Source organism: Psychrosphaera sp. B3R10 (assembly GCF_018861025.1).
In the GTDB taxonomy this organism is placed as follows: domain Bacteria; phylum Pseudomonadota; class Gammaproteobacteria; order Enterobacterales; family Alteromonadaceae; genus Psychrosphaera; species Psychrosphaera algicola.
This window is the reverse complement of record NZ_JAHKQH010000023.1, coordinates 305,768-330,927: the sequence shown is the minus strand read 5'-3', so window position 1 is coordinate 330,927 and position 25,160 is coordinate 305,768. Positions and strand designations below refer to the sequence as shown.

17 protein-coding genes are annotated in these 25,160 nt (G+C 40.7%); 3 read left to right on the top strand and 14 right to left on the bottom strand.

The features are described from left to right. Nucleotides 1–69: 69 nt before the first annotated feature. Entirely contained in the window at nt 70–735 is a 666-nt protein-coding gene (locus KO525_RS08770; RefSeq protein ID WP_215963408.1) for a tRNA1(Val) (adenine(37)-N6)-methyltransferase, read from the top strand. An 89-nt stretch (nt 736–824) separates the two neighbouring features. Here KO525_RS08770 and KO525_RS08765 read toward each other — a convergent pair whose 3' ends face one another. Further along, nucleotides 825–1,469 carry a hypothetical protein gene (locus KO525_RS08765; RefSeq protein ID WP_215963407.1) on the bottom strand — a complete coding sequence of 215 codons (645 nt, stop codon included), beginning with the start codon at nt 1,467–1,469 and terminating at the stop codon, nt 825–827. A gap of 172 nt (nt 1,470–1,641) precedes the next feature. On the opposite strand from KO525_RS08765, the gene KO525_RS08760 reads away from it, so the two are divergent. Continuing rightward, nucleotides 1,642–3,843 carry a S9 family peptidase gene (locus KO525_RS08760; protein WP_215963406.1) on the top strand — a complete coding sequence of 734 codons (2,202 nt, stop codon included), beginning with the start codon at nt 1,642–1,644 and terminating at the stop codon, nt 3,841–3,843. A 231-nt stretch (nt 3,844–4,074) separates the two neighbouring features. Beyond that, nucleotides 4,075–4,926 carry a DNA ligase gene (locus tag KO525_RS08755; RefSeq protein ID WP_215963405.1) on the top strand — a complete coding sequence of 284 codons (852 nt, stop codon included), beginning with the start codon at nt 4,075–4,077 and terminating at the stop codon, nt 4,924–4,926. A 134-nt stretch (nt 4,927–5,060) separates the two neighbouring features. On the opposite strand, the gene KO525_RS08750 is transcribed toward KO525_RS08755, so the two are convergent. From KO525_RS08750 to KO525_RS08690, 13 genes are all read right to left on the bottom strand, one after another. After that, on the bottom strand, nt 5,061–7,139 hold the full coding sequence (locus tag KO525_RS08750; RefSeq protein ID WP_215963404.1) for a M13 family metallopeptidase: 2,079 nt from the start codon (nt 7,137–7,139) through the stop codon (nt 5,061–5,063). A 282-nt stretch (nt 7,140–7,421) separates the two neighbouring features. Beyond that, the gene (locus KO525_RS08745; RefSeq protein WP_215963403.1) at nt 7,422–9,359 is read right to left on the bottom strand and encodes a S9 family peptidase; all 1,938 of its coding nucleotides are present in this window, start codon (nt 9,357–9,359) and stop codon (nt 7,422–7,424) included. A gap of 241 nt (nt 9,360–9,600) precedes the next feature. Then, on the bottom strand, nt 9,601–10,293 hold the full coding sequence (locus tag KO525_RS08740; protein WP_252736726.1) for a tRNA-uridine aminocarboxypropyltransferase: 693 nt from the start codon (nt 10,291–10,293) through the stop codon (nt 9,601–9,603). Then, nucleotides 10,293–11,270: an FHA domain-containing protein gene (locus tag KO525_RS08735; protein ID WP_215963402.1), complete on the bottom strand. Its 978-nt coding sequence runs from the start codon at nt 11,268–11,270 to the stop codon at nt 10,293–10,295. The genes KO525_RS08740 and KO525_RS08735 overlap by 1 nt, the downstream gene beginning before the upstream one ends. Then, a complete protein-coding gene (locus KO525_RS08730; RefSeq protein WP_215963401.1) occupies nt 11,261–12,541 on the bottom strand; it encodes a serine protease in 1,281 nt (426 codons plus the stop codon). Before KO525_RS08730 ends, KO525_RS08735 begins: the two co-directional genes overlap by 10 nt. Before the next feature lie 100 nt (nt 12,542–12,641). Beyond that, nucleotides 12,642–14,066, bottom strand: a complete 1,425-nt coding sequence (lpdA, locus tag KO525_RS08725; protein WP_215963400.1) for a dihydrolipoyl dehydrogenase — start codon at nt 14,064–14,066, stop codon at nt 12,642–12,644. Nucleotides 14,067–14,237: 171 nt separating this feature from the next. Further along, entirely contained in the window at nt 14,238–16,226 is a 1,989-nt protein-coding gene (gene aceF / locus KO525_RS08720) for a pyruvate dehydrogenase complex dihydrolipoyllysine-residue acetyltransferase (protein ID WP_215963399.1), read from the bottom strand. 23 nt (nt 16,227–16,249) lie between these two features. Further along, complete coding sequence (gene aceE / locus KO525_RS08715) at nt 16,250–18,925, bottom strand: pyruvate dehydrogenase (acetyl-transferring), homodimeric type (protein WP_215963398.1); 2,676 nt, start codon at nt 18,923–18,925, stop codon at nt 16,250–16,252. Nucleotides 18,926–19,005: 80 nt separating this feature from the next. Then, the gene (locus KO525_RS08710) at nt 19,006–19,761 is read right to left on the bottom strand and encodes a GntR family transcriptional regulator (protein WP_215963397.1); all 756 of its coding nucleotides are present in this window, start codon (nt 19,759–19,761) and stop codon (nt 19,006–19,008) included. A gap of 173 nt (nt 19,762–19,934) precedes the next feature. Next, on the bottom strand, nt 19,935–20,867 hold the full coding sequence (ampE, locus tag KO525_RS08705) for a regulatory signaling modulator protein AmpE (RefSeq protein WP_215963396.1): 933 nt from the start codon (nt 20,865–20,867) through the stop codon (nt 19,935–19,937). A 33-nt stretch (nt 20,868–20,900) separates the two neighbouring features. Further along, complete coding sequence (ampD, locus tag KO525_RS08700; RefSeq protein WP_215963395.1) at nt 20,901–21,500, bottom strand: 1,6-anhydro-N-acetylmuramyl-L-alanine amidase AmpD; 600 nt, start codon at nt 21,498–21,500, stop codon at nt 20,901–20,903. Between the two features lie 10 nt (nt 21,501–21,510). Continuing rightward, entirely contained in the window at nt 21,511–24,213 is a 2,703-nt protein-coding gene (locus KO525_RS08695) for an ATP-binding protein (RefSeq protein WP_215963394.1), read from the bottom strand. Nucleotides 24,214–24,307: 94 nt separating this feature from the next. Beyond that, nucleotides 24,308–25,156 carry an MBL fold metallo-hydrolase gene (locus KO525_RS08690; protein ID WP_215963393.1) on the bottom strand — a complete coding sequence of 283 codons (849 nt, stop codon included), beginning with the start codon at nt 25,154–25,156 and terminating at the stop codon, nt 24,308–24,310. Between the last annotated feature and the right edge of the window lie 4 nt (nt 25,157–25,160).

Below are 25,160 nucleotides of genomic sequence, written 5' to 3'. Positions count from 1 at the left end.
GATACCTTAGAATTGGCAAAACCACACTTTCAGTTTAAACAATTTTCAATTTGGCACGATAAGTGTGCAATGAAGGTTAATACCGACGGCATTTTACTAGGTGCCTGGGCAAATATTGACGACGATAAACGCATTCTCGATGTTGGGACGGGGAGCGGTTTAATTGCTCTTATGTTAGCTCAACGCAGCACTGACCTTGGGGCTTCAATTACCGCCATTGAGTTAGACGACGACGCAGTACAACAAGCACAACAAAACTTTGAACACAGCGATTGGTATGAACGGCTAACCTGTTTAAAAAGCGACTTTAGCTTATGGGCCACACCGGAAAAATTTGACCATATTGTTTCCAATCCGCCTTATTTTAGTCACGACCTACAAAATAAGGACAACAAACGAACGCAGGCGCGTCATCAAATTACCCTCACCTTTGACCAGTTGTTAAAACGTAGCGCTGAACTCACTACTGAGAAAGGCAAATTGAGCCTAGTATTACCTGTTGCAGAAATGCAGGAATTGCTCGACATAGCTCCGACTTATCAGTGGCAGCTAAATCGGCAATGCGATATCAAACATAATGGACAAGGCAAGGTGATCCGGCAACTAGTTGAATTAAGAAAATCGGCAACGAGTATAATCAACACACTAAATTCAACACTCGTTATTCGTCAACTTGATGGCAATTATTCAAAACCGTACAAAGATTTATGTCGTGATTTTTACCTTAAATTTTAGTTTTACTAACAAATGACTCGATTATTTATAGGTAACAAAAAAGGGCCTAAAGGCCCCTTAATAAAACACTTAAACAATATTTTGAAATACTATTGTTTAAAGCTATAGGTCATGAACCCGCCGAAGTTACTACCTGAAGTTGCTTCAGCACCACTATAATTAGCAAGAGTATATTCTACCGATGTAAATCTAAAACCCCAACTAAGCTGTTCGTTTTGCTTAAAGCCTAACTCAGCAACAAACGCCGTTGCACCGTCAAATTCATAGGATTCTGAACCTGAACCGTCCATTTCTAAAGAAAATTCAACACCTGTGTGGAAAGACACACCAGCACCAAGTGTCACTTTTTCGTTTAATTGCACATATGGCAATACTGTGAATTCAAATCGGTCAAACGTGATATCAGCATTATCAGCAGTTGCCGAATCAAATTTGTATGCACCACTTAGTTTCACGCCAATAGGCTTAGAAAAACCAAACGATTCTGAGTCTATGGCGATATCTACACCACCACCCATTGTAAAACCGCCACCGGCTGAAACATCAGAAGAAGAGCCATCTTCATATTCCAACGTTCCCATATCATCGCCGCCAAACGCATATCCAAATACCATGAATGGTTTTGCATTAAACTTTTTCTCTGTAGCAGTGTCGTCACTGTTAGCTTGAGTTGTAAAAGACGCACCTGAAACAGCTAATGCCAGGGCCAAACCTAATTTTGTCAATGTTGTCATTATAATTCTCCGTGTGTACAAAATTTCCACGCGGAATTCTATCCATCTATCGCATTATTGCAACTTGTTATTTCGTGCTTATGTCGTTTCTGGCATCATCAGTCCCATAAATTATTCGCATTACAAAAAGCAACCCGTTTGTCTTCTTGTCATAATTTGGTGTAACCCATAAATGAAAAAATTAACGATTATATTACTGTTCATCCTTATTCAAACATTCAACATTATCGCCCAAGAATTAACCCTTGAACGAATTTATTCTGACCCATCATTAGCTGGCAAAACACCAAGTAAATTAACGGTCTCCCCTGATGGTAAACGTGCCACCTATATCCAACCGCGAGCTGATGACTATAATCGTTATGATCTATGGGAATACAATGTCGCAACAGGCAAGCGTTCAATGTTGGTCGATTCCGAATCTTTGTTCTCGGGGCCTGAGTCCTTATCTGATGAAGAGAAAGCACGACGTGAACGCCAACGTATTTATGGTAAGGGGATTTTAGAATATACCTGGTCAGCCGACGGCAGCGCTTTGCTATTCCCACTAAATGGCGATGTTTTTTATTATCAGCTAGGTAAAGCTAAAGCAGAGAAGCTTACGAATGGTGATGGATTTGTCACCGACGTAAAGTTTTCACCTAAAGGCAATTTTGTATCTTATGTTAAAAACCAAAATCTCTACATTATTAACCTGAAAACCAAACAAACCAAAGCACTCACCACAAGTGGTAAAGACACCATTAAATTTGCCATGGCGGAGTTTGTTGCTCAAGAAGAAATGAAACGAATGACAGGTTACTGGTGGGCACCGGATGAATCTGAAATTGCGTTAACTAAAGTCGATACATCACCGGTTAAGGTTGCAACACGTAACGAGATTTACGCCGATTCGATTAAATTATTTGACCAACGATATCCGTTTGCCGGAACCCCAAACGTAAAAATCGAACTGGGTTTACTGAAGATCACACAAAGCGAATCGCAGATCCGCTGGATTGACTTAGGTCAAGAACAAGATATTTATATCACTCGCGGTAAATGGTTACCTAACTCAGCTACATTTAGTTACCAGTGGCAAAACCGCAGTCAACATGAGTTACAGTTGCGTTTTGTTAACGCTAAAACATTGTCTCAAAAGACTGTAGTGACTGAAACTTCTGATACTTGGATTAACCTTCACGAATCATTATATTATTTTGATGACAGTTTTGTTTGGGCTTCAGAACGTGACGGATTCCAACATTTGTATCACATCGATCTAAAAGGTAACGTAAAAGCGCAGTTAACTAAGGGTGATTGGATCGTCGATAAACTAGTTGCTGTAGACAAAGCCAACGGCGATGTCTATTTCACGGGACGAAAAGATACTCCTATCGAACGCCACTTATATGTTGTTAACTTAAACAAACCACAGCAGATAAAAAAAGTATCCCAGCGAAGTGGTTTACATGACGTAACATTCTCTGAAGACGCTTCGGTTTACTTAGACTCATTTTCAACCACGACACAACCGCCTCAAGTGAGCCTACACCAGGCAAACGGAAAGCAATTAACCTGGATGGAACAAAATAAGCTCGACGCTTCACATCCACTTACACCTTATTTGAATGACTGGATTAAACCTCGTTTTGGTACGATAACCGCTGAGGATGGGCAAACACTTCATTACCGCATATTTGAGCCTAAAGGTTTTACTGGCAAGCGCCCTGTAATTAATTATGTGTACGGCGGTCCACACGCACAATTGGTGACTGATAGTTGGAGTAAACGAAATTATATCCTCCAGCATTTAGTGCAAAAAGGGTACGTGGTTTTTCAACTGGATAACCGCGGGTCTTATAACCGAGGCAAAAAATTTGAAGATCCAATCTACCAACATCTTGGTGAAGTTGAATTAACAGACCAGTTAACCGGTGTAGAATACTTAAAAACCCTCGACTATGTTGACCCAAATCGCATTGGTGTTTACGGCCACAGTTATGGCGGGTATATGACAATAATGAGCATGTTTAAAGCCGGTGATGTATTTAAAGTAGGTGTTTCAGGTGCGCCAGTAACCGACTGGACACTATATGATACTCATTACACAGAACGTTATGCAGGACATCCCGGTAAAGATGGCAAAGACTATGATGTTAGCAATGTCTTTAAATATGCCGAGGGTCTAAAAGGCGATTTACTGATTTATCATGGAATGGCCGACGACAACGTATTGTTTACGCATGCGACAAAGCTGTTTAAACATTTACAAGATTTAGGTAAGCCTTTTGATGTAATGACCTACCCAGGGAGCAAACATAGCATTCGAGGTAAAAAAACAGGCCTTCATTTAGCCAAAACTATCGTTCGATATTTTGATAAAAACCTTTGATGGCATGATGTTGTGGCGGTAAACATCCGCCACATGTTAAAAGATTGGCGTAGCAAAGTCGGATTTGATTTGTATGCGCTGCTCTCTCTAAAGACGTTAATTTTTATTACTCCTTTTTAGAAGTAATTCACTTCTTGTAACTCAGCTTTCCCCGAAAACTGATCTTTAAACTGTCCTTCACAACCAAACAAAGTCGCTAAAATAAAATTTTACGTCACTAAGGACAGTGTTATGCAAAATTTTATACTTGTATGTTGCTTTGCAGTTTTAGTTTTATTTCCGGTTTATATCTGGGCAAAACCAAAACCCGTAGACTTAATGTTAGCCAAAGTTGCTGATATCAAAAATCTATTTGCTCAGCATCAAGGTTATTGGTTAAGCGAAAAGTACGACGGGATCAGAGCGTATTGGAATGGAACAACGCTCCTTACACGCAGAGGAAACCAAATCCATTGCCCACCATGGTTTATCGAGAACTTGCCAAAAACAGCCTTAGACGGCGAATTATGGATATCCAGAGGACAGTTTGAACAAGTTTCTTCCACTGTTAGAAAAAAACACGCTGACGAATCCGAATGGCAACATGTGCGGTTTATGGTATTTGATGTACCTGAATCACATCTACCTTTTGAATTTCGACAAAACCAGTTAGCTCATTTATTGGCGGACATCAATTTACCCTGGGTGCGGCAAGTTAAACAACTAAAAGTGGAAACCGAAACGGAAGTGCAAACTATATTCAAACAAATTGTCGCTGGTGGCGGTGAAGGTGTCATGCTTAATGTTGCAAACAGCTATTACTATCACGGCCGAACAGACCGCCTATTAAAATTAAAGCCGTATCTAGACGAAGAAGCAACCGTATTAAAACACGTAGAGGGTAAGGGCAAGTATGCAGGGATGTTAGGCGCAATCGTTGTCAAAAATAAAACTGGCCACGTTTTTAAGATAGGCTCGGGGTTTTCAGACAAAGAGCGAGCGGAACCGCCTGAAATAGGGACTCAAGTCACTTATCGGTACTCTGGATATACCAATAGTGGCAAACCTCGATTTGCGACCTTTGTTCGTAAGTTTACATTTTAGTTTCAAAACACTTGATAAACAGGCAACAAAAAGGCCTCAATAATGTGAGGCCTTCAATTTAAATATAGTATTTAAAGTCATAATGTTATGCATTAAAAACGCACTAACAGTTTAATGCATAAAGATGCTTTAAATTACCAAATTTTTACACGTTCTTCTTCGGTAAGGTAATGTCCATCACCTTCTTTAACGTCAAACGCTTTATAAAACTCAGGCATGTTTTGAACAATACCATTTACTCTATAACGACTCGGTGAATGTGGGTCAGTTACTAGACGTTCGCTTAATGCTTCATCGCGATATAGACGACGCCATACTTGACCCCAACCTAAGAATACACGTTGCTCGCCAGTAAAGCCGTCTAACACAGGTGATTTTTTGCCATTTAGAGATAACTGGTACGCTTTATATGCGATAGTTAAACCACCTAAGTCGCCAATGTTTTCGCCTAAAGTTAAATCGCCATTTACAAACTCACCTTCAAACACTTCAAATGCACTGTATTGTGCAGAGAACTTTTCACCGCGCTTTTTAAATTGCGCTTGGTCGGATTCTGTCCACCAGTTTCTTAAGTTGCCATCGCCATCGTACTTAGCACCTTGGTCATCAAAACCATGGCCAATTTCATGCCCGATTACAGCACCAATACCGCCATAGTTAACAGCATCTTCAGCATCTAAGTTGAAGAAAGGTGGTTGTAAAATGGCCGCAGGGAAGACAATCTCGTTCATTACAGGATTGTAATAGGCATTAACGGTTTGTGGCGTCATGTGCCATTCGCTACGATCGATAGGCTTACCTAGCTTTTCAATATTACGAGTTAATTGCCATTGATTGAAACGCATGTAGTTGCCGACCAAATCACCAGCTTTAATTTCTAATGCAGAGTAATCAGTCCATTTATCTGGGTAACCAATCTTAGGGGTAAATTTAGATAGCTTCTCTAATGCAGAAACCTTAGTTTCTTCACTCATCCACTCTAAATCTTTTATGCCAACTTCAAAGCCTTTAATCACGTTTTGAACTAATTGTTCCATGCGCCTTTTAGCTTCTGGTTTAAAGTGTTCTTTAACGTATAAACGACCCAAAAGTTCGCCAAGTACAGTATCTACACCAGAAACTGCCTTTTTCCAACGTGGACGTTGCTCTTCGATACCTTTAAGTTTTGTACCATAAAACTCAAAACTACGGTCTGCGAAGTCTTTTGATAAATAGTCAGAATATTCGCCAAGTAGTTTCATCTTGAAATATTCTTTCCAAGTTCCAACTTCAACCTTAGTAAACATTTCACCAAACGCTTTCATGTATGTATTTTGAGAAGCGATAACTTCTTTTACATCAGCCAATTTGGTTTCTTTAGCATAGGCCGCCCATGGGAATGTCCCCATGTAAGACGCAAATTCTTCAGTGCTATATTTATTGTAACGTTTGTTTGCATCTCGAGATTCAACACGTGACCATTGTTTAGCGGCTAAATCAGTTTCTAATGCCATAATGCGGCTAGCTGCGCCTTTAGGATCGGCTATGCCCGCCATTTTTAACATGTCAGTTAAATAAGTGACATACGCAATACGATTGTCTTCAGATTTTTTATCATCTTTAGAATAATAATCACGGTCAGGAAGACCTAAGCCTGATTGGAATAGGTATACAGCATATTGATCAGATTTTTTAGCGTCGTTGTTTACGTAAAAACCAAGAGGGCCAGTTACACCCAAACCATATAATTTTCCCATCATAGCGGCTAAATCAGTATGGTTGGATAAGCCGTCAATTTCAGCCATTAATGCATTTAATGGCTGCATTCCTAACTTCTCTGACTGTGCTTCATCCATATATGAATTATAAAAATCGCCCAGTTTCTGCTCATCAGAACCCACTTTAGCGTTTTTAGCTTTAGAAGCTTTCTCTATAATCGCTTTTAAATTTTCTTGGGCGTCATCATAAAGCTTTGTAAATGAACCGTAGTTTGACTTATCCGCAGGGATCTTTGTTTCTTGAAGCCATTTACCGTTTGTGTAGATATAAAAATCTTCAGTTGGGGATGCAGAGTCATCGATATTTTTAAGGTCAATGCCCGAAACGAGTTGTTTTTCAGCAACTTGCTCGGCTTGAACTTGACTATTTGTTTCACTTTTAGGAGAGCATGCTGTCAATGACAGTGCCCCCACAGCAAGTGCAACGCTCGCAGCGATTACATTAAGTTTTTTCATTGTGTTGTTCCGGAATTGTAGGCTAAAACCTGTTTTTATTTTTATACTGAATTATGTGATTGAATATAGCGCAATTCAAAATTTCAATATTCGCAATCAGATTAATGATTAACACAGTGTTGTCAATGGATGTAACAAAACCTTACAAATAAGAATGTCTAATTTGACCATTTATTAACCACCCTAGCCTTCATTGAGCTTTAAGGATGAAAGCAGAGTTAAAAAGATACAAAAAAGCCTTACAAAAGTAAGGCTTTTTTCATAAAGACTTTTAACTAAAAGTTACTTTAAGTGCTTTTCTAAGAACTTTTCTATTTTAGTATAGAGCTCTAAGCGGTTTTCTTCTTTTCTGAAGCCATGACCTTCATTCTTCTTCATGATCCATTCATCGTCACTAAGCTCGATTCCACGGTCTTCAAGAGCATCACGCAAGTCAGTCGCATGTTTTTTAACAACACGTGGATCTCTCGCCCCTTGGACAATCATTAAAGGCGCTTTGATTTTATCAACATGCGCAAGTGGTGACATACGTTTCATTAATGCTTCGTCATCAGGATCACCAATTCGAGTTTTCATTAGCTCTTTTTGTGGTTCCCAATGCTTTGGCATTGATTCAAATAATAACGCTACGTCTGTTACACCAACATAGTTGATCCCACATTTATAAACATCAGGCGTGAAGGTTAATCCTGCCATCGTTGCATAGCCACCATAACTGGCACCATAAATACAAACTTTATCTGGATCAGCAATGCCCTCTTTAACAAGATAATTTACCGCATCTGTAAGGTCATTTTGCATTTCTGCCCCCCACTTACCGCCATAGCCGGCTTTTTGAAATGCTAAACCATAACCGCCTGAACCACGGAAATTAACTTGTACCGTTGCATAACCGCGACTGGCAAAAAATTGGTGCTCAGGATTAAAACCCCAAAAGTCTCGAATACCATAAGGACCGCCATGTGGATTAACAATCAGTGGTACTTTACCTTTGGCCCCTTTAGGTATTGTTAAATAACCGTGAATTGTTAAGCCATCACGACTCGTGAATTTAATCGGTTTCATTGATGACATTTTTTCTGGATCTAACCACTGCATAGTTGGAACCAATGGTTTTAGGCTGTTGTTTCCTTTATTAAATAAATAATAAACACCAGGATCGTTGTCATTGGATACATAAACAATATTCAGTTTTTCATCTTCAGACATGCTAGTAATTGCAACACGTTTACCCTTGAATGCACCTTCTAAAGACGTCATTAAAGTTGCAAAATCTTTATCGAAATAAGCCACTTCTGGGTACTCGTAAAAATAACTCACACCTAACAGCTTTTTCTGCTTACGCGACATCATTAAGCCTGCAACGTCAACTTCGTCGTGAGCAAAAATCAGTTCACCTAATTTATCTTTGACTGGATCGTAGGTATATAGAGCGCCCTTATCTCGGCCAACATTAGACGAAACGTACATTGTCTTATTGTCGAACGCAAAACCTAGCGGCGTGATATTTTCATCATCAACGTTAAACTCTTTGATTACTCGAAACTCTTCTTCGTTGGCTTCTTTGTATAAGAACTTTCCTGTGAGGCCCTTAATCGAATACGCACCGCGAACTGCACCATTATGGTCTAAGATCCAACTTTGCACATCACCTGGGTTTCGAGCAATCATATCCATCTTGCCGTTACGCTCACCACGTTCGCTCCATTTACTATCTAGTGGAACTTTGTATAAATCTGGGGATACTACGCGACGACCATTATATTGGACAATTATGTGGTCTGGATCGTCTGGCAAGGTATGCACAGTTGCAGCAGAACGAATCCCTGACGAATCAACGATTGCACCGACCAACTTAACGACTTTTGGTTTTCTTTTTGTCGTGTTAATTGTGTAAATACTAAACGCTTCATTACCATCGCTATCTAACGTAAAAACAATATCTTGATCATTAGCCCAAAAGAAGCTGCCCACATCTTGCTCTTTGAAACCAGTGATTGGCTTAACTTTAGTAAGATTGTTGGTTTCCATAATTACAATATTTCGGCGCGTGTTCACTGGTGATAAAACAGCGACATATTTACCATTAGGGGATAGTTGAAGTCCTGAGAATTCTGGGTTTTTGAAAAAATCTTCAACGGGGATCTGATCTGATTTGGCAATAGATTGCCCTGATAAAAGGAGTAGAAACATTACTCCAATATTCAATAAAAATTTCATAGTGTTTATTCCAACTGTTATTTTTTAGTTTTTAGTTTTTAGTTTTTAGTTTTTAGTTTTTTCGAAAGGGCAATAATGTTGAATTTTAGAATAGTAGAACTACAGCGATTATTAAAGGGTAACGTAAATTTCTATGTGCCCTCAGGCCGCCAATTAAGTCCATCATGTAAATAATTTGATACTGAGAACACTAAATCCCTACAATTAAAGTAGTTGAAAATTATAGAATTACGCGATCTATTTAGCGTTTGAAGTGTTGATATCCACTTCTGAAACGTTGAAATAATGCCTCTAATCGCTCACCCAATTCCACCTCTTCATTTTCCTTAAACAGTGCAATAGCAACTTCAACCGTACTTAGATGATGATCATGGTAGGCCTCACGCAATTGATAATCACCTCGTGAGGCGTCATTTAATTGTAAAACAGGCAGATGTTGCAAATAAGGTGATTTGATAAACATCTTTTTAGCCTGACGCCATGTGCCATCCAAAAATACAAATAATGGCCGTCGACCTTTTCTCGCCTCTAGATTCGGCAATTCAGACAGTTGTCGGCTTGTTTCAACATTATCGTGAGGGAAGATAATCACGGGAAACCATTTAGGATCGTCTAATAATTCAATTAACTTAGGATCGCATTCTGTACGCTCCCAACGAAACGCGAAGTTATCGGTGACCAGATCACAAATGAGTTGCCCTGTATTTGACGGTTTAAAATACTCAGCATGATACATCAACATGCAAACGCCTATTTCACCCGGAATCGGTTCGCTACCGCAAATGCATTTTGACTCACCCAGCAAACAGGCTGAGCAACGTTTTAACGAAGCCCCGCGGGCTTTAAATTCGCGTGTCGACAACTTTAATTGTGCGGTTCTTAACACTTGGACTGAATTAATGTGCTCAACCCCATTACACATTGGTTTCAACATTATTTATCGGCTTCCGCGTTTCTGCGTTTGGCTTCTAATGTCGCCTTTTCATACAAGCTCTGTGTCTCAACTAAAATACTATCCGCCGATTCTGGAGAGGCAAGCAACCACTTCGATGGCAAGACCTTACTATTCATTGTTGGGAATAATTTAACCTTATCGTCGCCTTTATCATTGATATAAGACAATGATGCAATAGCCAGAACAAGTACAGTTGAAACGCCAGCAATACGTTGCAGGCTCATGTTGCTCGCTAGATAAAAACTGCCGCCTAAAAATATCATTAATAGGGCATAATCGATGAGCTCAGCACCAATATAAATACTAACGTTGTCACCCCAGTTAAATAAAAGAACTGAGCCAATAGCAGCGAGAACCAACCAGCAAATAGCAAGCAGATAGCAAAAGGTCACAATAGTGAAAAACTTGACGTCCTTTTTAAATACACGCGCTGCAATGGATACCAACAAGGGAAATATAAACAACGCTAGCACGCTGAAAATGGCGGTAACGGTGAGTTTGCTCCAAATAACTTCTTGGTAGGTTTCGTAATATTTGTCGACCAACAAAATCAAAAAGTAAATCGCAATGGCTAACAAAGACCAATACCAATGATTGGCTGCTCGTGCTATGTCTTCTATTACGTTAATCTTTTTAGCGGGCGCAACAGAATGTAATGGTAATAAAACTCGAATAAATACTTTGCCAAAAACAAAAACATCCCCTGACGTTACCATTTCGACAGGTTTAAGTTGTTTATTATGTTTATCTTTTATGCCATTTACCGAGCCACTGTCGACTAACAGTAAACTGCCGTCTTCGGATAGTTTGAGTTCCGCGTGATACGGGCACACATGCTCTTCTTGTAATACCAGATCGTTGTCATATGCTCGACCAATGCGAATAGTTTCACCTTGGACTTTATGTAACGCCAGAACCTTGTTGTTTCGGGTAACAACTTCAATCATTAATTCCATGAAATACTCTCAACAAATTTAGTGAAAAAGGACTGCGCTGTAGTTTCACTAACACCCTGCAGTACATAACGACCCACTAACGTTTGGTCATTTTTATCGAGTAATAAAGAATGGAATCTTACGTCATACAAGCCTGGGTATTTTCGATAAGCCCTAACACAGCTAATGCCCTTAGACGTTGTTTTAAGTGTGTTATTAATAAGTGCTTCTTGGCAATAAAAATCGGTCACATCATCTTGGCCAGCGTTATTTCGGCTGTATTGTCGATTCAATGTTTGCGTAAATAAAGTAGCTAATTGCAACTCATTTAACTTATCAGAGTGGATCCAACTGAATCCCATTTGCGCATGACCCGTCGTCATATCACTGCTTAAATAAATCCGTTCGTTTAAAGCACAATTTGTCGAGGCTGCCGTATACAATTCTTTTTCTTTATCTTGATTTGAGTCACCCCAACAAGGCATAAAGTCGCTGAGTTCATTTGGGACTTTTGCCTGCCCTAAACTGTACAATGGCCATTCAGATTGAATTAAATCTTGGAACAATGCACTTTGGTTCTCTGTAAGCTGCTTGGTGATCCGTTCGACAAAAAACGCCTCTTCCTTTTTGACGTCTAACGTCTCTAATGCCTGCTCTCTTAAATTGAAAAGTCTGTCCACTGGTACAAGAAAACCAATTTGATTACCTGCTGACGCAACGTTAATGCCGACTACATTACCAAATTCATCAACCGTAGGTCCGCCTGACATACCAGAGTTTATTGACCCCGTAAAATGGATCCGCTTATAGAAACTTTTTGATTTAATACCATTGTATGTGCCCGGAACCACTATCATGCCTAAGTCATGCGGATTACCAAGTGAATAGATTTCCTGTCCTTTTGTTGGCGGCTCAGAAGCAAGCGGAAAATGAACAGGCCAAGGCTGTTTCGCGTCTAAAATAGCAAGATCATTAATAACATCGATATCGACGACATCAACAATATGGGTCTGCTCGTTGTTGTCCAATAACTCCAGCCGATATTGCTCTGGGGATTGAATAAAATTAGAGATAACGTGGTAATTAGTCACGATATGGCCACTTTCAGAGATAAAAAAGCCAGTACCAATCGATGATTTCTGACCAGATTCAATATTGATACATTTAATCTGCACAAGCGCTGGACTGTAATTTGAAAAGAGTGCTTCAGCTTCGTTTGCTTTGGTTTGAAAACTAAAGATAAAACTGAACAAAACCAGACAACTAACAACAAGATGTCGAAATAACTGCATTAATGAAGGTTCCTAGAAAACAAAAAAGCCGCAATATGCGGCCTTTAAAATATGGTTAGCCAGAAGCTAACTTAGAAAATCCTGATGCGTTAGTAAAGAACTACTTTTTCTTTTTCGCTTTAGGATTAGGAAGGTCAGTAATTGACCCTTCATACATCTCAGCAGCTAAGCCGATAGATTCATTTAGCGTAGGGTGAGCATGTACAGTTAACGCGATGTCTTCTGCGTCTGCGCCCATTTCAATTGCTAAACCAATTTCACCTAGCATTTCACCCGCATTGATACCAACAATCGCGCCACCTAAGATGCGGTGAGAGTCTTTATCAAAGATAAGCTTAGTGAAACCTTCTGTTCTTGCAGAAGCAATCGCACGACCTGAAGCCGCCCAAGGGAATTTAGCTGATTCGTAGTTCAAACCTTGCTCTTTCGCTTCTTTTTCAGTTACGCCAACCCAAGCCATTTCTGGATCGGTATACGCAATAGAAGGAATTGCTTGAGGTTCAAAGAAATGTTTCTTACCAGAAATAACTTCTGCTGCAACATGTGCTTCATGAACGGCTTTGTGAGCAAGCATAGGTTGACCTACAACGTCACCAATCGCAAAGATGTGATTTACGTTTGTGCGAAGTTGCTTATCTACGTTAATAAAGCCACGTTCGTCTACAGCAACACCAGCTTTCGTCGCATCACATAAGTTACCGTTTGGTTTACGACCAACAGCAACCAAAATCTTGTCATAACGTACAGGTTCAGCAGGCGCTTTTTTGCCTTCGAACGTTACGTATAAACCGTCATCTTTAGCTTCAACGCCAACAACTTTAGTTGATAACATGATGTTAAAGCGGTCTTTATTGTATTTAGAATAAACTTGAACAACGTCTTTATCAGCCGCAGGAACAAGTTGGTCTAAAAATTCGACAACTGAAACGTTTGAACCTAATGCCGCGTATACCGTACCCATTTCTAGACCGATAATACCACCACCAAGAACTAACATTTCGCCTGGTACGTCTTTAAGTTCTAACGCGCCAGTTGAATCGATTACACGGTCATCTTCTGGGATGAAAGGTAAGTTAACAGGTTCAGAACCTGCTGCGATGATTGCATTATCAAACGTAATGTTTGTCACGCCGTCAGCACCGTTAACCGCTAAAGTGTTGCTACCAGTAAATTTACCGTAACCATTAACCACTTTAACTTTACGCATTTTAGACATACCGTCTAAACCGCCAGTTAATTGAGAAACAACGCTATCTTTCCATGAGCGGATCTTATCTAGATCAATTTCAGGTGCGCCAAAAGTAACACCATGAGACGCCATATCTTTTGCATCGTCGATGACTTTAGCCACGTGCAATAACGCTTTTGAAGGGATACAACCTACGTTAAGACAAACACCACCAAGTGTGCTGCGTGCTTCAACTAAAGTTACGTCTAAACCTAAATCGGCAGCACGAAATGCCGCTGAATATCCGCCTGGACCTGCACCAAGAACCACTACTTGGGTTTTGATATCGTTACTCATTATTAACCTCTATTTGCTGGTAGGGTAATAAGAAAGGTACATACCTTTCCGAATTCATTATTCTAATTACAGAAAAACGACTTGAAAACTTTCAATCTCCAAATCAAATTTTTTCGGAGTTTAGCACTCCGATTTAAAAAAGTCCTGCACACGCAGGACTTTCTTGTTGTTTTATAACACTAACTTGCGGATATCTGTCATTACTTGACTGATGTGCACTGTAAAGCGTGCTGCTAACGCGCCGTCAATAACACGGTGGTCGTAAGATAGTGATAAAGGCAACATTAGTTTAGGTACAAAATCAGAACCATTCCACTTTGGCTTAATTTCAGATTTAGAAACACCTAAAATACCCACTTCTGGTGAATTAACGATTGGCGTAAATGCCGTACCGCCGATGCCACCTAGTGAAGATATAGTGAAACAACCACCTTGCATATCTTTCGCCGTTAACTTGCCATTACGTGCTTTATTAGAGATTTCCATTAATTCACGTGAAATTTCGTTAACGCCTTTTTTATCAACATCACGAACAACCGGAACAACTAGGCCGTTTGGTGTATCTACAGCAATACCAATATGAACATACTTCTTAAGAACAATGCTTTCGCCGTCTAAACTTAAAGAAGAATTAAATTGTGGGTACGCTAGTAATGCAGAAGCACATGCTTTCATAATAAAGACAAGTGGCGTGATCTTAAGATCAGATTTCTGTTTTTGTAACAGCGCGTTTTGTTCTTTACGGAACGCTTCGACTTCGGTGATATCAGCTTCGTCAAACTGTGTAACGTGTGGGATAGTTACCCAGTTACGATGTAAGTTAGGACCTGAAATCTTTTGGATACGTGTTAGTGGCTTCTCTTCAACTTCTCCAAATTTAGAGAAATCAACTTTAGGCTGTGCAAGCACTTGTAATCCACCGTTGCCGGCAGCAACACTTGACGCTGCAGTTGCTTTTGGACGTGACAATTCGTATTTAACATACGATTTTACATCGTCGGCTAAAATACGACCTTTACGACCAGAGCCTGTAACTTTCGTTAAATCCACACCAAATTCACTTGCTAAACGACGTACCGAAGGCGTCGCGTGAATTTGTTTACCTGAAGCAGAGCCACCAGCTTGTGATGGATGCGCTAGGGCAACAGGTGGTGCTTTTTTCGCTGGCGCAGCTGGTGCCGGAGCACTCGTTGCTGGCGCTGCCGCTGCTACTGGAGCAGGTGTCGCACTTTTAGTTTCAATAACGGCAATCAACTTGCCTTGAGAAACTTTGTCACCATTGGCGACTTTTAGTTCTTTAACGATACCCGCAAATGGTGCAGGTACATCCATTGTCGCTTTATCTGTCTCAAGTGTAATTAACCCTTGCTCAGCTTCAACTTCGTCGCCTACGGCAACAAGTATGTCGATAACGTCAACTTCTTCGTCAGTACCAATATCCGGAACTTCTACGTCTTTCGCTTCTGCAACAGCAGCAACTTGAGCAACTGGTGCAGGAGCTGCTTCAACCGGAGCAGGTGCCGCAACTGGCGCTGCTGATTGTGTAGGTGCCGCAGCAACAGGCGCAGCCGCAGAACTTGTTTCTAGTAACAACACAAGTGACCCTTGGGTGACTTTACCGCCAACAGCAACTTTAATTTCTTTAACAACACCGTCTTCAGGGCAAGGCACGTCCATTGTTGCTTTGTCTGTTTCAAGAGTGATTAATCCATCTTCTTTTGAAACAGAATCACCAACAGCAACCAACAAGTCAATAATCTCAACTTCGTCGTCAGTGCCGATATCAGGTACAGCAACTTCAATTACTGCACTTGTTGTAGCAACTGGTGCCGCTTCAACCGCCGGAGCGGGTGTTGGAGCTGCTTCTGGCGCAGCCACTGGCGCTTCAACAACTGGCGCTGCAGTTTCTGCAGGAGCAGACGCACCTACTTCAACCGTAATTAATAAACCGCCTTCAGAAACCTTATCGCCTTCTGCAACTTTAATTTCTTTAACCGTCCCTGCAAATGGTGCCGGGATGTCCATTGTCGCTTTGTCTGTTTCGACAACGACAATCGAATCTTCTTCAACAATTGCATCGCCTACAGCAACACAAAGTTCAATTACTTCAACTTCATCGCCGCCCACATCTGGGACTAGAATGTCTTTTAAATTAGCCATCTAAATTTTCTCCTAAGCCGTGATTAAGCGTAAAGTGGGTTAAGTTTCTCAGCGTCAATGCCTAAATCAGCAATCGCTTGAGTAACAACTTTGGCTTCAATATCACCGCTACGTGCCAATTCACTTAGTGCTGCAACAACGACATAGTTGTGGTCAACTTCAAAGTGACGACGTAAGTTTTCACGGCTATCTGAACGACCAAACCCATCTGTTCCTAATACACGGTAAGGTGCTGGTACATAAGCGCGAATTTGATCAGCGTAACTCTTAATGTAATCGGTAGCAGCAATGACTGGACCAGTACCTTGCTCTAACAATTCAGTAACATACGCTTTTTGAACCGGAGCTTCTGGATTTAGCATGTTGAAACGGTCAACATCTTGGCCTTCACGTGCAAGTTCATTAAATGATGGCGCACTGAATACTTCAGCAGATACACCATATTTTTCAGCCAAAATTTCAGCTGCTTTACGAACCTGTAATAAAATCGTACCTGAACCTAATAGACGAACATTCGCTTTCGCTTTTTTAGGTTTAACATCGTCAAGCTTATAAATACCTTTGATGATGCCCTCTTCAACGCCTTCAGGCATTGCAGGTTGAACATAGTTTTCGTTCATGACAGTCAAGTAATAGAACACATTCTCGTTGTCACCGTACATACGACGCATACCGTCTTGTACAATAACCGCTAACTCATAACCATATGTTGGGTCATAAGTAATACAGTTAGGCACTGTACCAAAGTGAGAATGAGTATGACCATCTTGGTGTTGTAAACCTTCACCATTCAATGTTGTACGTCCCGCAGTACCACCGACCAAGAAACCACGAGCCTGTGAATCACCAGCGGCCCACACCATGTCACCGACACGTTGGAAACCGAACATTGAGTAATAGATGTAGAACGGGATCATTGGTTCATTGTTGTTTGAGTATGACGTTGCCGCAGCAAGCCAGTCAGACATAGCACCAAGTTCGTTAATCCCTTCTTGTAATACTTGACCTTTCTTATCTTCACGATAATAAGCAACTTGGTCTGCATCTTGAGGCGTATATTTTTGGCCTTCGTGGGCATAAATACCAACTTGGCGGAATAAACCTTCAAGACCAAATGTACGTGCTTCGTCAGGAATGATTGGCACAATACGTTTACCGATTTGTTTGTCTTTAATAACTGCAGACAAGATTCGGCCAAACGCCATAGTCGTTGAAATTTCACGACCGTTTGAACCTTTAGTAATTGCTTCAAATGCCTTTAAGTCAGGCATATTCATTTCGACGTCTGAATTACGACGACGAGCAGGTAGGTAACCACCTAATGCTTCACGACGACCATGCATGTACTTATATTCTTCACTGCCCTCTGGGAAAGTGACATAAGGTACATTCGGTAAATCTTCGTCAGAAATGTCTAGGTGATGGCGGTCACGGTAAGCTTTTAATGCTTCGAGGTCCATTTTCTTAACACCGTGAGCGATGTTTTTACCTTCACCAGCGTCACCCATGCCATAACCTTTAACCGTTTTGGCTAAGATAACTTGTGGACGACCTTTGGTATTTTTAGCACGGTCATAAGCAGCGTAAACTTTAACTGGATCATGGCCACCACGATTCAAGCGCCAGATATCAGCGTCTGACATGTTTGCAACCATAGCCGCCGTTTCAGGTGTTTTACCAAAGAAATTATCACGAGTGTACTTGCCACCTTTCGCTTTATAATTTTGGTATTCACCATCTACTGTGCTTTCCATTATTTCTAATAACTTGCCGTCTTTATCGCGAGAAATTAGTGGATCCCAGTAAGAACCCCAAATAACTTTAATCACTTCCCAGCCTGCGCCACGGAATGTGCCTTCAAGTTCTTGTATAATGCTGCCGTTACCACGAACAGGACCGTCAAGACGTTGTAAGTTACAGTTGATAACAAAAGTTAAGTTATCTAACCCTTCACGAGCTGCCAGGCCAATTGCACCTAGTGCTTCTGGTTCATCACATTCACCGTCGCCCATAAAGCAATATACACGTTGCTCTGAACAATCTTTGATACCACGGTCTGTCAAATATTTTAAGAAACGAGCTTGATAAATAGCTGCAATTGGACCTAAGCCCATAGAAACCGTTGGGAACTGCCAGAAATCAGGCATCAACTTAGGGTGTGGGTAAGACGACAAACCATCTGAATCAGCTTCTTGACGGAAATTATCTAGCTGCTCTTCAGTTAAACGACCTTCAACAAATGCACGAGAGTAAATACCCGGAGATACGTGGCCTTGAATGTAAAGGAAATCGCCGCCTTTATTGTCTTTGTCAGCTTTGAAGAAGTGGTTGAAACCTACATCGTATAACATCGCAGACGATGCAAAAGATGAAATATGCCCACCTAACTCTAAATCTTTTTTCGAACCACGAACAACCATCGCCAATGCGTTCCAGCGGATTGCTGAACGAATACGTGACTCTAACGTTCGGTCACCTGGCATTTGCGGCTCTTGCCCAGCGGGGATCGTATTTAGATACGCAGTAGTTGGCGAGTAAGGTAAATGTGCGCCATTGCGTCGAGCTTTGTCGATAAGTGCTTCCAATATTTGGTGAGCACGTTCCGCCCCGTCTTGCTCCAGAACTGCTTCAATCGACTCAAGCCATTCTTGAGTTTCTTGTGGATCAATATCCTGATTCAAATTTAGGTTCTCTGACATAGTTTCAGGTTCCTGTAGTTATTTGTCATTGTTAATATCTGGGATTATGAAGCTTAGTCGCAATATGCATAATTGTAATGCTATTTGCTGCTTAAAAGACGCCTCACAGACCCCTGAATTCGGTTATGTTCATGATCCAGCTTTAACAAAGACTGTTCAATAAACGCCAAATGTTGACCACTGGCCAACCTTGCTTGTTCCGGCTCACCATCTAAGATAGCTTGCATCAATTTTTCTCTATGCTGACTTAACTGACCACGTATTTCATTGTGACCACTAAAAACCAGCAAGTTTTCTTTTACGTTATGTAAAATTAGTTCTCTAATGCCCCGCAACAAATGTAACAGCAGGACATTATGTGAAGCTTCAGCAATCGCGAGATAAAAATCGACAACGGCTTTAGCTAATGCTTCCAAGTCTTCACTACTTTCTTGGCTTACAACAGTTTGATACACCGCTTGAATACGCTTTTTATCTTCATCGGTGCCACGCAGCGCTGCGTAATATGCGATGACACTTTCAAGTGCACATCGAAATTCGAGTAGGTCGTAATGTGATTCTGGGCTATTTGCTAGTAATTCAAATAATGGTTCAGCTAAAGGTGCGTCAAGTTGGTTGCAAACAAATGTGCCACCGCCTTGTTTACGAGTAACAATACCCCTAGCTTCTAGCTTTTTAATGGCATCTCTAACAGAAGGACGGGATACACCGTACTGAGCTGCTAGATCTCGCTCCGATGCGAGTTTACTACCTGCGCCATAGGTTCCGTCAATGATCAGCTTTTCTAATTGCGCTGCCACTTGTTCAGAAACTTTAGTTGCCACTACTTTAGCCACAAATACATTCCATTAATTGACCATTCAAGCCACTTGGTAAATTGGTCTTACCATTATAAGACGAAGAATAATATCAATTATGAATAAAAATGTAAACCTTTCCAAATGAGGCTAGACCACTGCCATGGTAACCAAATTTAAATTAATATATTCAACAACTTACAAAATCCCTTTTAGACAATGTAGCCATACAAGGTCAATAAAGCGACAACCACAACAAACAGTGCCATGTTACGTTTCGCAAGTTTCACCATGTTTTTTTCATTGCTTTGAGGATGACCACCTTCTGCGGCATGGGCGACTTCCGTAATCATTTGATATGCCGGTACGCTAAAATTAGCAGCTAATTTTAGATAGGATTCTAAGCCATTTGAAAAATGGCCAACAAACATAAACCCAACACTGACAAATCGAGCCGGCAGCCAGAACATCCACTCATTCCAAGCTTTTAACGTAGATATAACATTATCAGGCAATCTGTTTTTGAGTGATTTACTTTCAAATAAATAAAGTGCGGTGGCGTAAAAAACGATGCCGGGAAGACCAAAGATAACAAAGTAAAAAATAGGAGCTGCGTAATATTTAAAATTACACCAAATGAGGCTTTCTGATAATGGCTTTGGTTCAGGGACGATAGTAACCGTTTCGGCGAGCTCTTCAGTCGCTTCGGTTTGCACAACTTCCTGTTCAGCATTTTCTGGGGCGCTGTCGGAGGTATTGGTTGTGGCCTGAACATTTGTTGCAAACCCCTGTTCAGACAATTCTGATTGCAATAAATTCATCGCTTCAACGTCATTGCGATTTTCAGCATTCAAATACTGACGATAAAACGCACGTACTTCTGTATTACCGATGATCACGGCTAAAACAACTAAATTAGCCGCAAACTCTATTAAGCCAATATCAATAAAATACAGCAGCAAGCCTATCGATACAGCGGGGAGCGCAACAAAAAGTAAAATCGCAGGTGACTCTGTGTCTTTTCTGAAAAACTTAGGCAATAGTTTGTCCAAATACCAAGTTAGATAAGGAGTTACATGCCATTTAGTTCCTTGTAGTGCAACTCGCTCAGTTACCAATACCAAAAGCAATAATATTAAAGTCATCTTTTGTCCCGTATCTACTAGCAAAATGCCAATTTATAAATTTGATTTCGTTTCAGTTTGGACCAGCTCAGTTTTGTATTTTTGCCAATCAAAGCTAGCCCCAGGATCTGTTTTCCTATCCGGTGCAATATGGACGTGACCAACAATATTTTCAACTGTAATTTTGGTAAAGATTTCCCTGATTGTTTGAGTCACTTGGATCAAAGTGTGATATTGCCGTTCAGTATATGGTAAAACGTCGGTTCCCTGTAATTCAATCCCCACCGAAAAGTCATTACAGGCTTCACGTCCTTTATGCTGACTCACGCCCGCATGCCAAGCACTTTTATTAAGCGGTACAAACTGCACTATACTGCCATCACGACGAATGTATAAATGGGCCGAAACACAGATCCCATCAAGTTCTTTCAACGTAGGATAAACTTCCGTATCCAGTTTATTACAAAAAAATTCCTCGACACAACGATTATAAAAATCAGACTCTGTGCGTGCTGGAGGCAAACTGATATTGTGGATTACCAACAGATCAACATACCCATTTATTGCACTTGGCTGACATTTTCTTTCGCTAAAATTAGGCGATGGACAACGCTCTGCCCCTGCAATCCAAATATCTTGTTGCACTTGCTTCATATTAATCAACTTAAGACTGCACCGAATTATTTGCTAACACGGCTTCCACCAATTGGACAAAGTCGCCAAACTCATTAGTTAGTATAGTCCAATCACAAATATCTAGAGCTAAATGTTCTTTCGCGGTGACTTCGCAAACACTGGCTGCTGCACCTAGCTCCACAAAACCGTAGCTGCCGGCAGCGCCTTTTACTTTATGGAATTCAGACCTTAAACCGGCCAAATCTTGGTCATGGATTAATGTCTTAATCAAAGAGCATTGACTAACGAGTTGTGTTAAATAGTTTTCACGTAATGATTTCATTTGTGCTTCTGGGAGCACAAACTCTGGCTCGGTTTCCCTATCTGCTGCTAAGTATCGCTGCAGAACTTTGAAGAACTCTTGTTTTTCAACTGGTTTCGCAATTGTGCCATTACAACCCGCTTTCAGGTGCCGATCTATATCTTCGCGCATCACATTTGCTGTGAGCGCGTAAACAGGGGTGTCGACGCCAGCTTGTCTTAACAGTTGTGTCGCTTCAATGCCTCCCATAATTGGCATTTGCATGTCCATCAAGATTAGGTCGAAATCTTCGATTAGGGCTTTTTCCACAGCCTGTTCACCATTTTCAACCATAACAAAATCAACATTAACCGATTGCAAAAGTAATCCAAACAAGTATTGGTTGTCTTCAACATCCTCGGCAACAAGAACACGCCCCACCATTTTCTCAGACGTACCGGCATTTGCTTTTGGTTTATTTTCGTGCAAATCACAACTCGGTGTTACCTCAGCAAGCTCTTCGAGATTATTGATAAGAGGCGTTTCAAACTCGTCATTATCCAAAGATAATGCAAAGTTCATAACAAACTCACTGCCTTTTTCTTCTTCGCTAAAGACCCGAATATCACCACCAAGTAAATGAGTTAAACTTTTAGAAATAACTAAGCCAAGACCAGTGCCGCCGAACCGTCGAGAAATGCTCACATCGGCTTGCACAAATGGTGTAAAGATACGTTGCTGAACGTCCGCGCTCATACCAATTCCACTATCGCTAACTGTCACTTCTATTAGTTTTGTTTGTTGAATATAACGAACATCGATATGGATGAAACCTTCGGCTGTGAACTTTATCGCGTTGCTTGCTAGGTTTAACAAAACCTGTCGTAACCTTGTGGCGTCAGTTCGAACAAGACGCGGGAGCGGGAAGTGCTGATTAAATTGAAACTCTAAGTCTTTATCTGCAGCCTGTGACGACAAAATGGAGATCACATCGTTAAACAATTCAAACATGTCAAACTCTGAAACCTCAAGCTCCAGTTTTTCAGACTCTATTTTAGACAGGTCCAATATGTCATTTATCAAAGCCAACAAATGTTTACCGCTTTTTAAAACTCTAGTGAGTAAATCCATTTGGTATTTAGAACTTGGCATGTCTGCAATAACCTGTTCGGTAAAGCCCAAAATTGCAGTCAGTGGGGTACGAATCTCATGGCTAATATTAGCAACAAATGCACTCTTTAAATCATTGGCCTGTTCTGATATTTGCTTAGCAACCTCTAGGTCACGATTAGAATTTGCTAAAGCATAGTTTGTTTTCTCTAGCTCTTCGGTACGTTCTTTTACTTTATATTCTAAGCGTAGACGGCTTTCGCGTTCGTTTTCACGATAGACAACTAACTGCCTAACCATGACATTAAACGCGGCAAACAGCTCACCTAACTCATCATTATTAGGCACTTCGAGCTTCACATCCAACATCCCCTGTGCGACTTGTTGTTTCGCATTTGCTAACTTTTCGATTGGTTGTATGACATGCCTCGAAAAAACATAAAATAACAGCATTGGGGCGATAACGACTGAAATAAGGACAATCATCACCGTTAATAATGTGATATTCGATTCATGGTGGCGAACATTCGATTCACTCATGCCGTAAAGCAGCAGGTAGCGCGCATCCATGATTTTGCCAGTGAAAAACACTTTCTGGCTACCATCGTTTATATCTGAAGATTGCAGTTTTCGTGCTGAGTCTAAGAGTCGCTCAAATAACTGACTAGGCAACGTCGTGCCGACATTGTTATAAGGGTATGTAAACAACAACTTACCCTGTAAATCACTAACGATAAAACTGCTAGATGTTTTGTCTTTTGGTAAATCAAATAACTCCAACCAACTTGGTTTTAGAATTAATTGAACATAGCCCCAATGTGCATCTCCGTCTTCAATATCTTCACCGGTAGCGATCAAAGGTAGTTGAATTTCAATTTTAGGAGCTTCATTTTGCTTTGATATTAGACGCCATACCTGATCCGACAATGTTAGTCGTACGTCGTCAATATTCAATTGTATTGCAGGATTCGCGTAACCAAATATGGGCTCTAAATCTTTGGTGAATAACACTATAGATTCGGTATCGGGATAAGCGGTTGCAAATGCTTCAAAACTTTCGACAATAAATTCTTGGGCAAGGCTATAAGGTAAATCTCGAACAACACGTGTCCGCAACATTTTAATATCGCCAGACGACGAGATAAATTGTAAAGCTGACTTGGCGTTATTAATGTAGTTTTGCATCGCGTTGGAACGATACGTTACGTCGGCTTGAAGTTTGGCGTTTTCAATTTGTACCTGTGCGTCTTTTGTATAATGAAAAGACAACCATCCCAAAATAATCGTGGGGATCAGTATCAGCGGTAGCGTGACTAAAAGTGATTTTTGTTGTAAACGCATTTAAGGAAGTCCATCACCCTAATTTTATTTAAATGTTAGCCGATTACAACAAGTGTAAGGCACCTTTTAAAACTTGCCATTAAAAAACAGCTTATTACTCATATAATGTAGTTATCCAGCGTTCTTCATTAATAAATGACCAACTCCACGCTTGCCACTTTTGATCTAACCCTTGTTCAATTACTTGGGCTAATGTCATCCCTCTCGACTTCATCTCCGACACTTCTGCGAAAGTCGCCACTATCATGTCTTTTAGATTTTTTACTCCTACTCTGTCAGTTAAATTACCATGTCCGGGAATAACTTTAGCGGTATCGTCAATTTGCGCCAAAAGTGTTTCGAGATTTTGAATATAACCTTGGACTGAGCCACCACTTTTAAGATCGATATAAGGAAAACGAGATTCAAACAGCATATCACCCAAATGCCAGACATTATGCTTTTCAAAATAAACTACGGAGTCACCATCGGTATGACCTGAACTTAAATGTTTAACATGAACCCGGTCGTCATTTACATATAATTTAACGCCGTCAGAATAAGTTATCACAGGCAGTCCCGGGCCTTTTTGCTTTACCGACATCCGCTTTCTAACATTCTCGTGAGCTAATATACTGGCTGACTTAGAAAAATAGACGTTACTACCAGTGTGATCACCGTGATAGTGAGTATTTACAACGTAGGTTACTTTATTGGGGGAATTAGGGCTTGCCACTTTAATTGCTTTTTCTATCTTATGGGCAAGTGGTTCAAATTGATCATCCACCATTAAGATGCCATCTGAGCCCGTTAAAATACCGATATTGCCACCTGTACCTGTCAATACAAATACATTACCAACAACTTGAGTTGCAGTGACTTCCACATCGTCAAAACGAGAATTCGAACATACAGCGAACGAGATTAAATTGAGTCCAGCCAATAATGCGATGATTTTTTTCATTGTA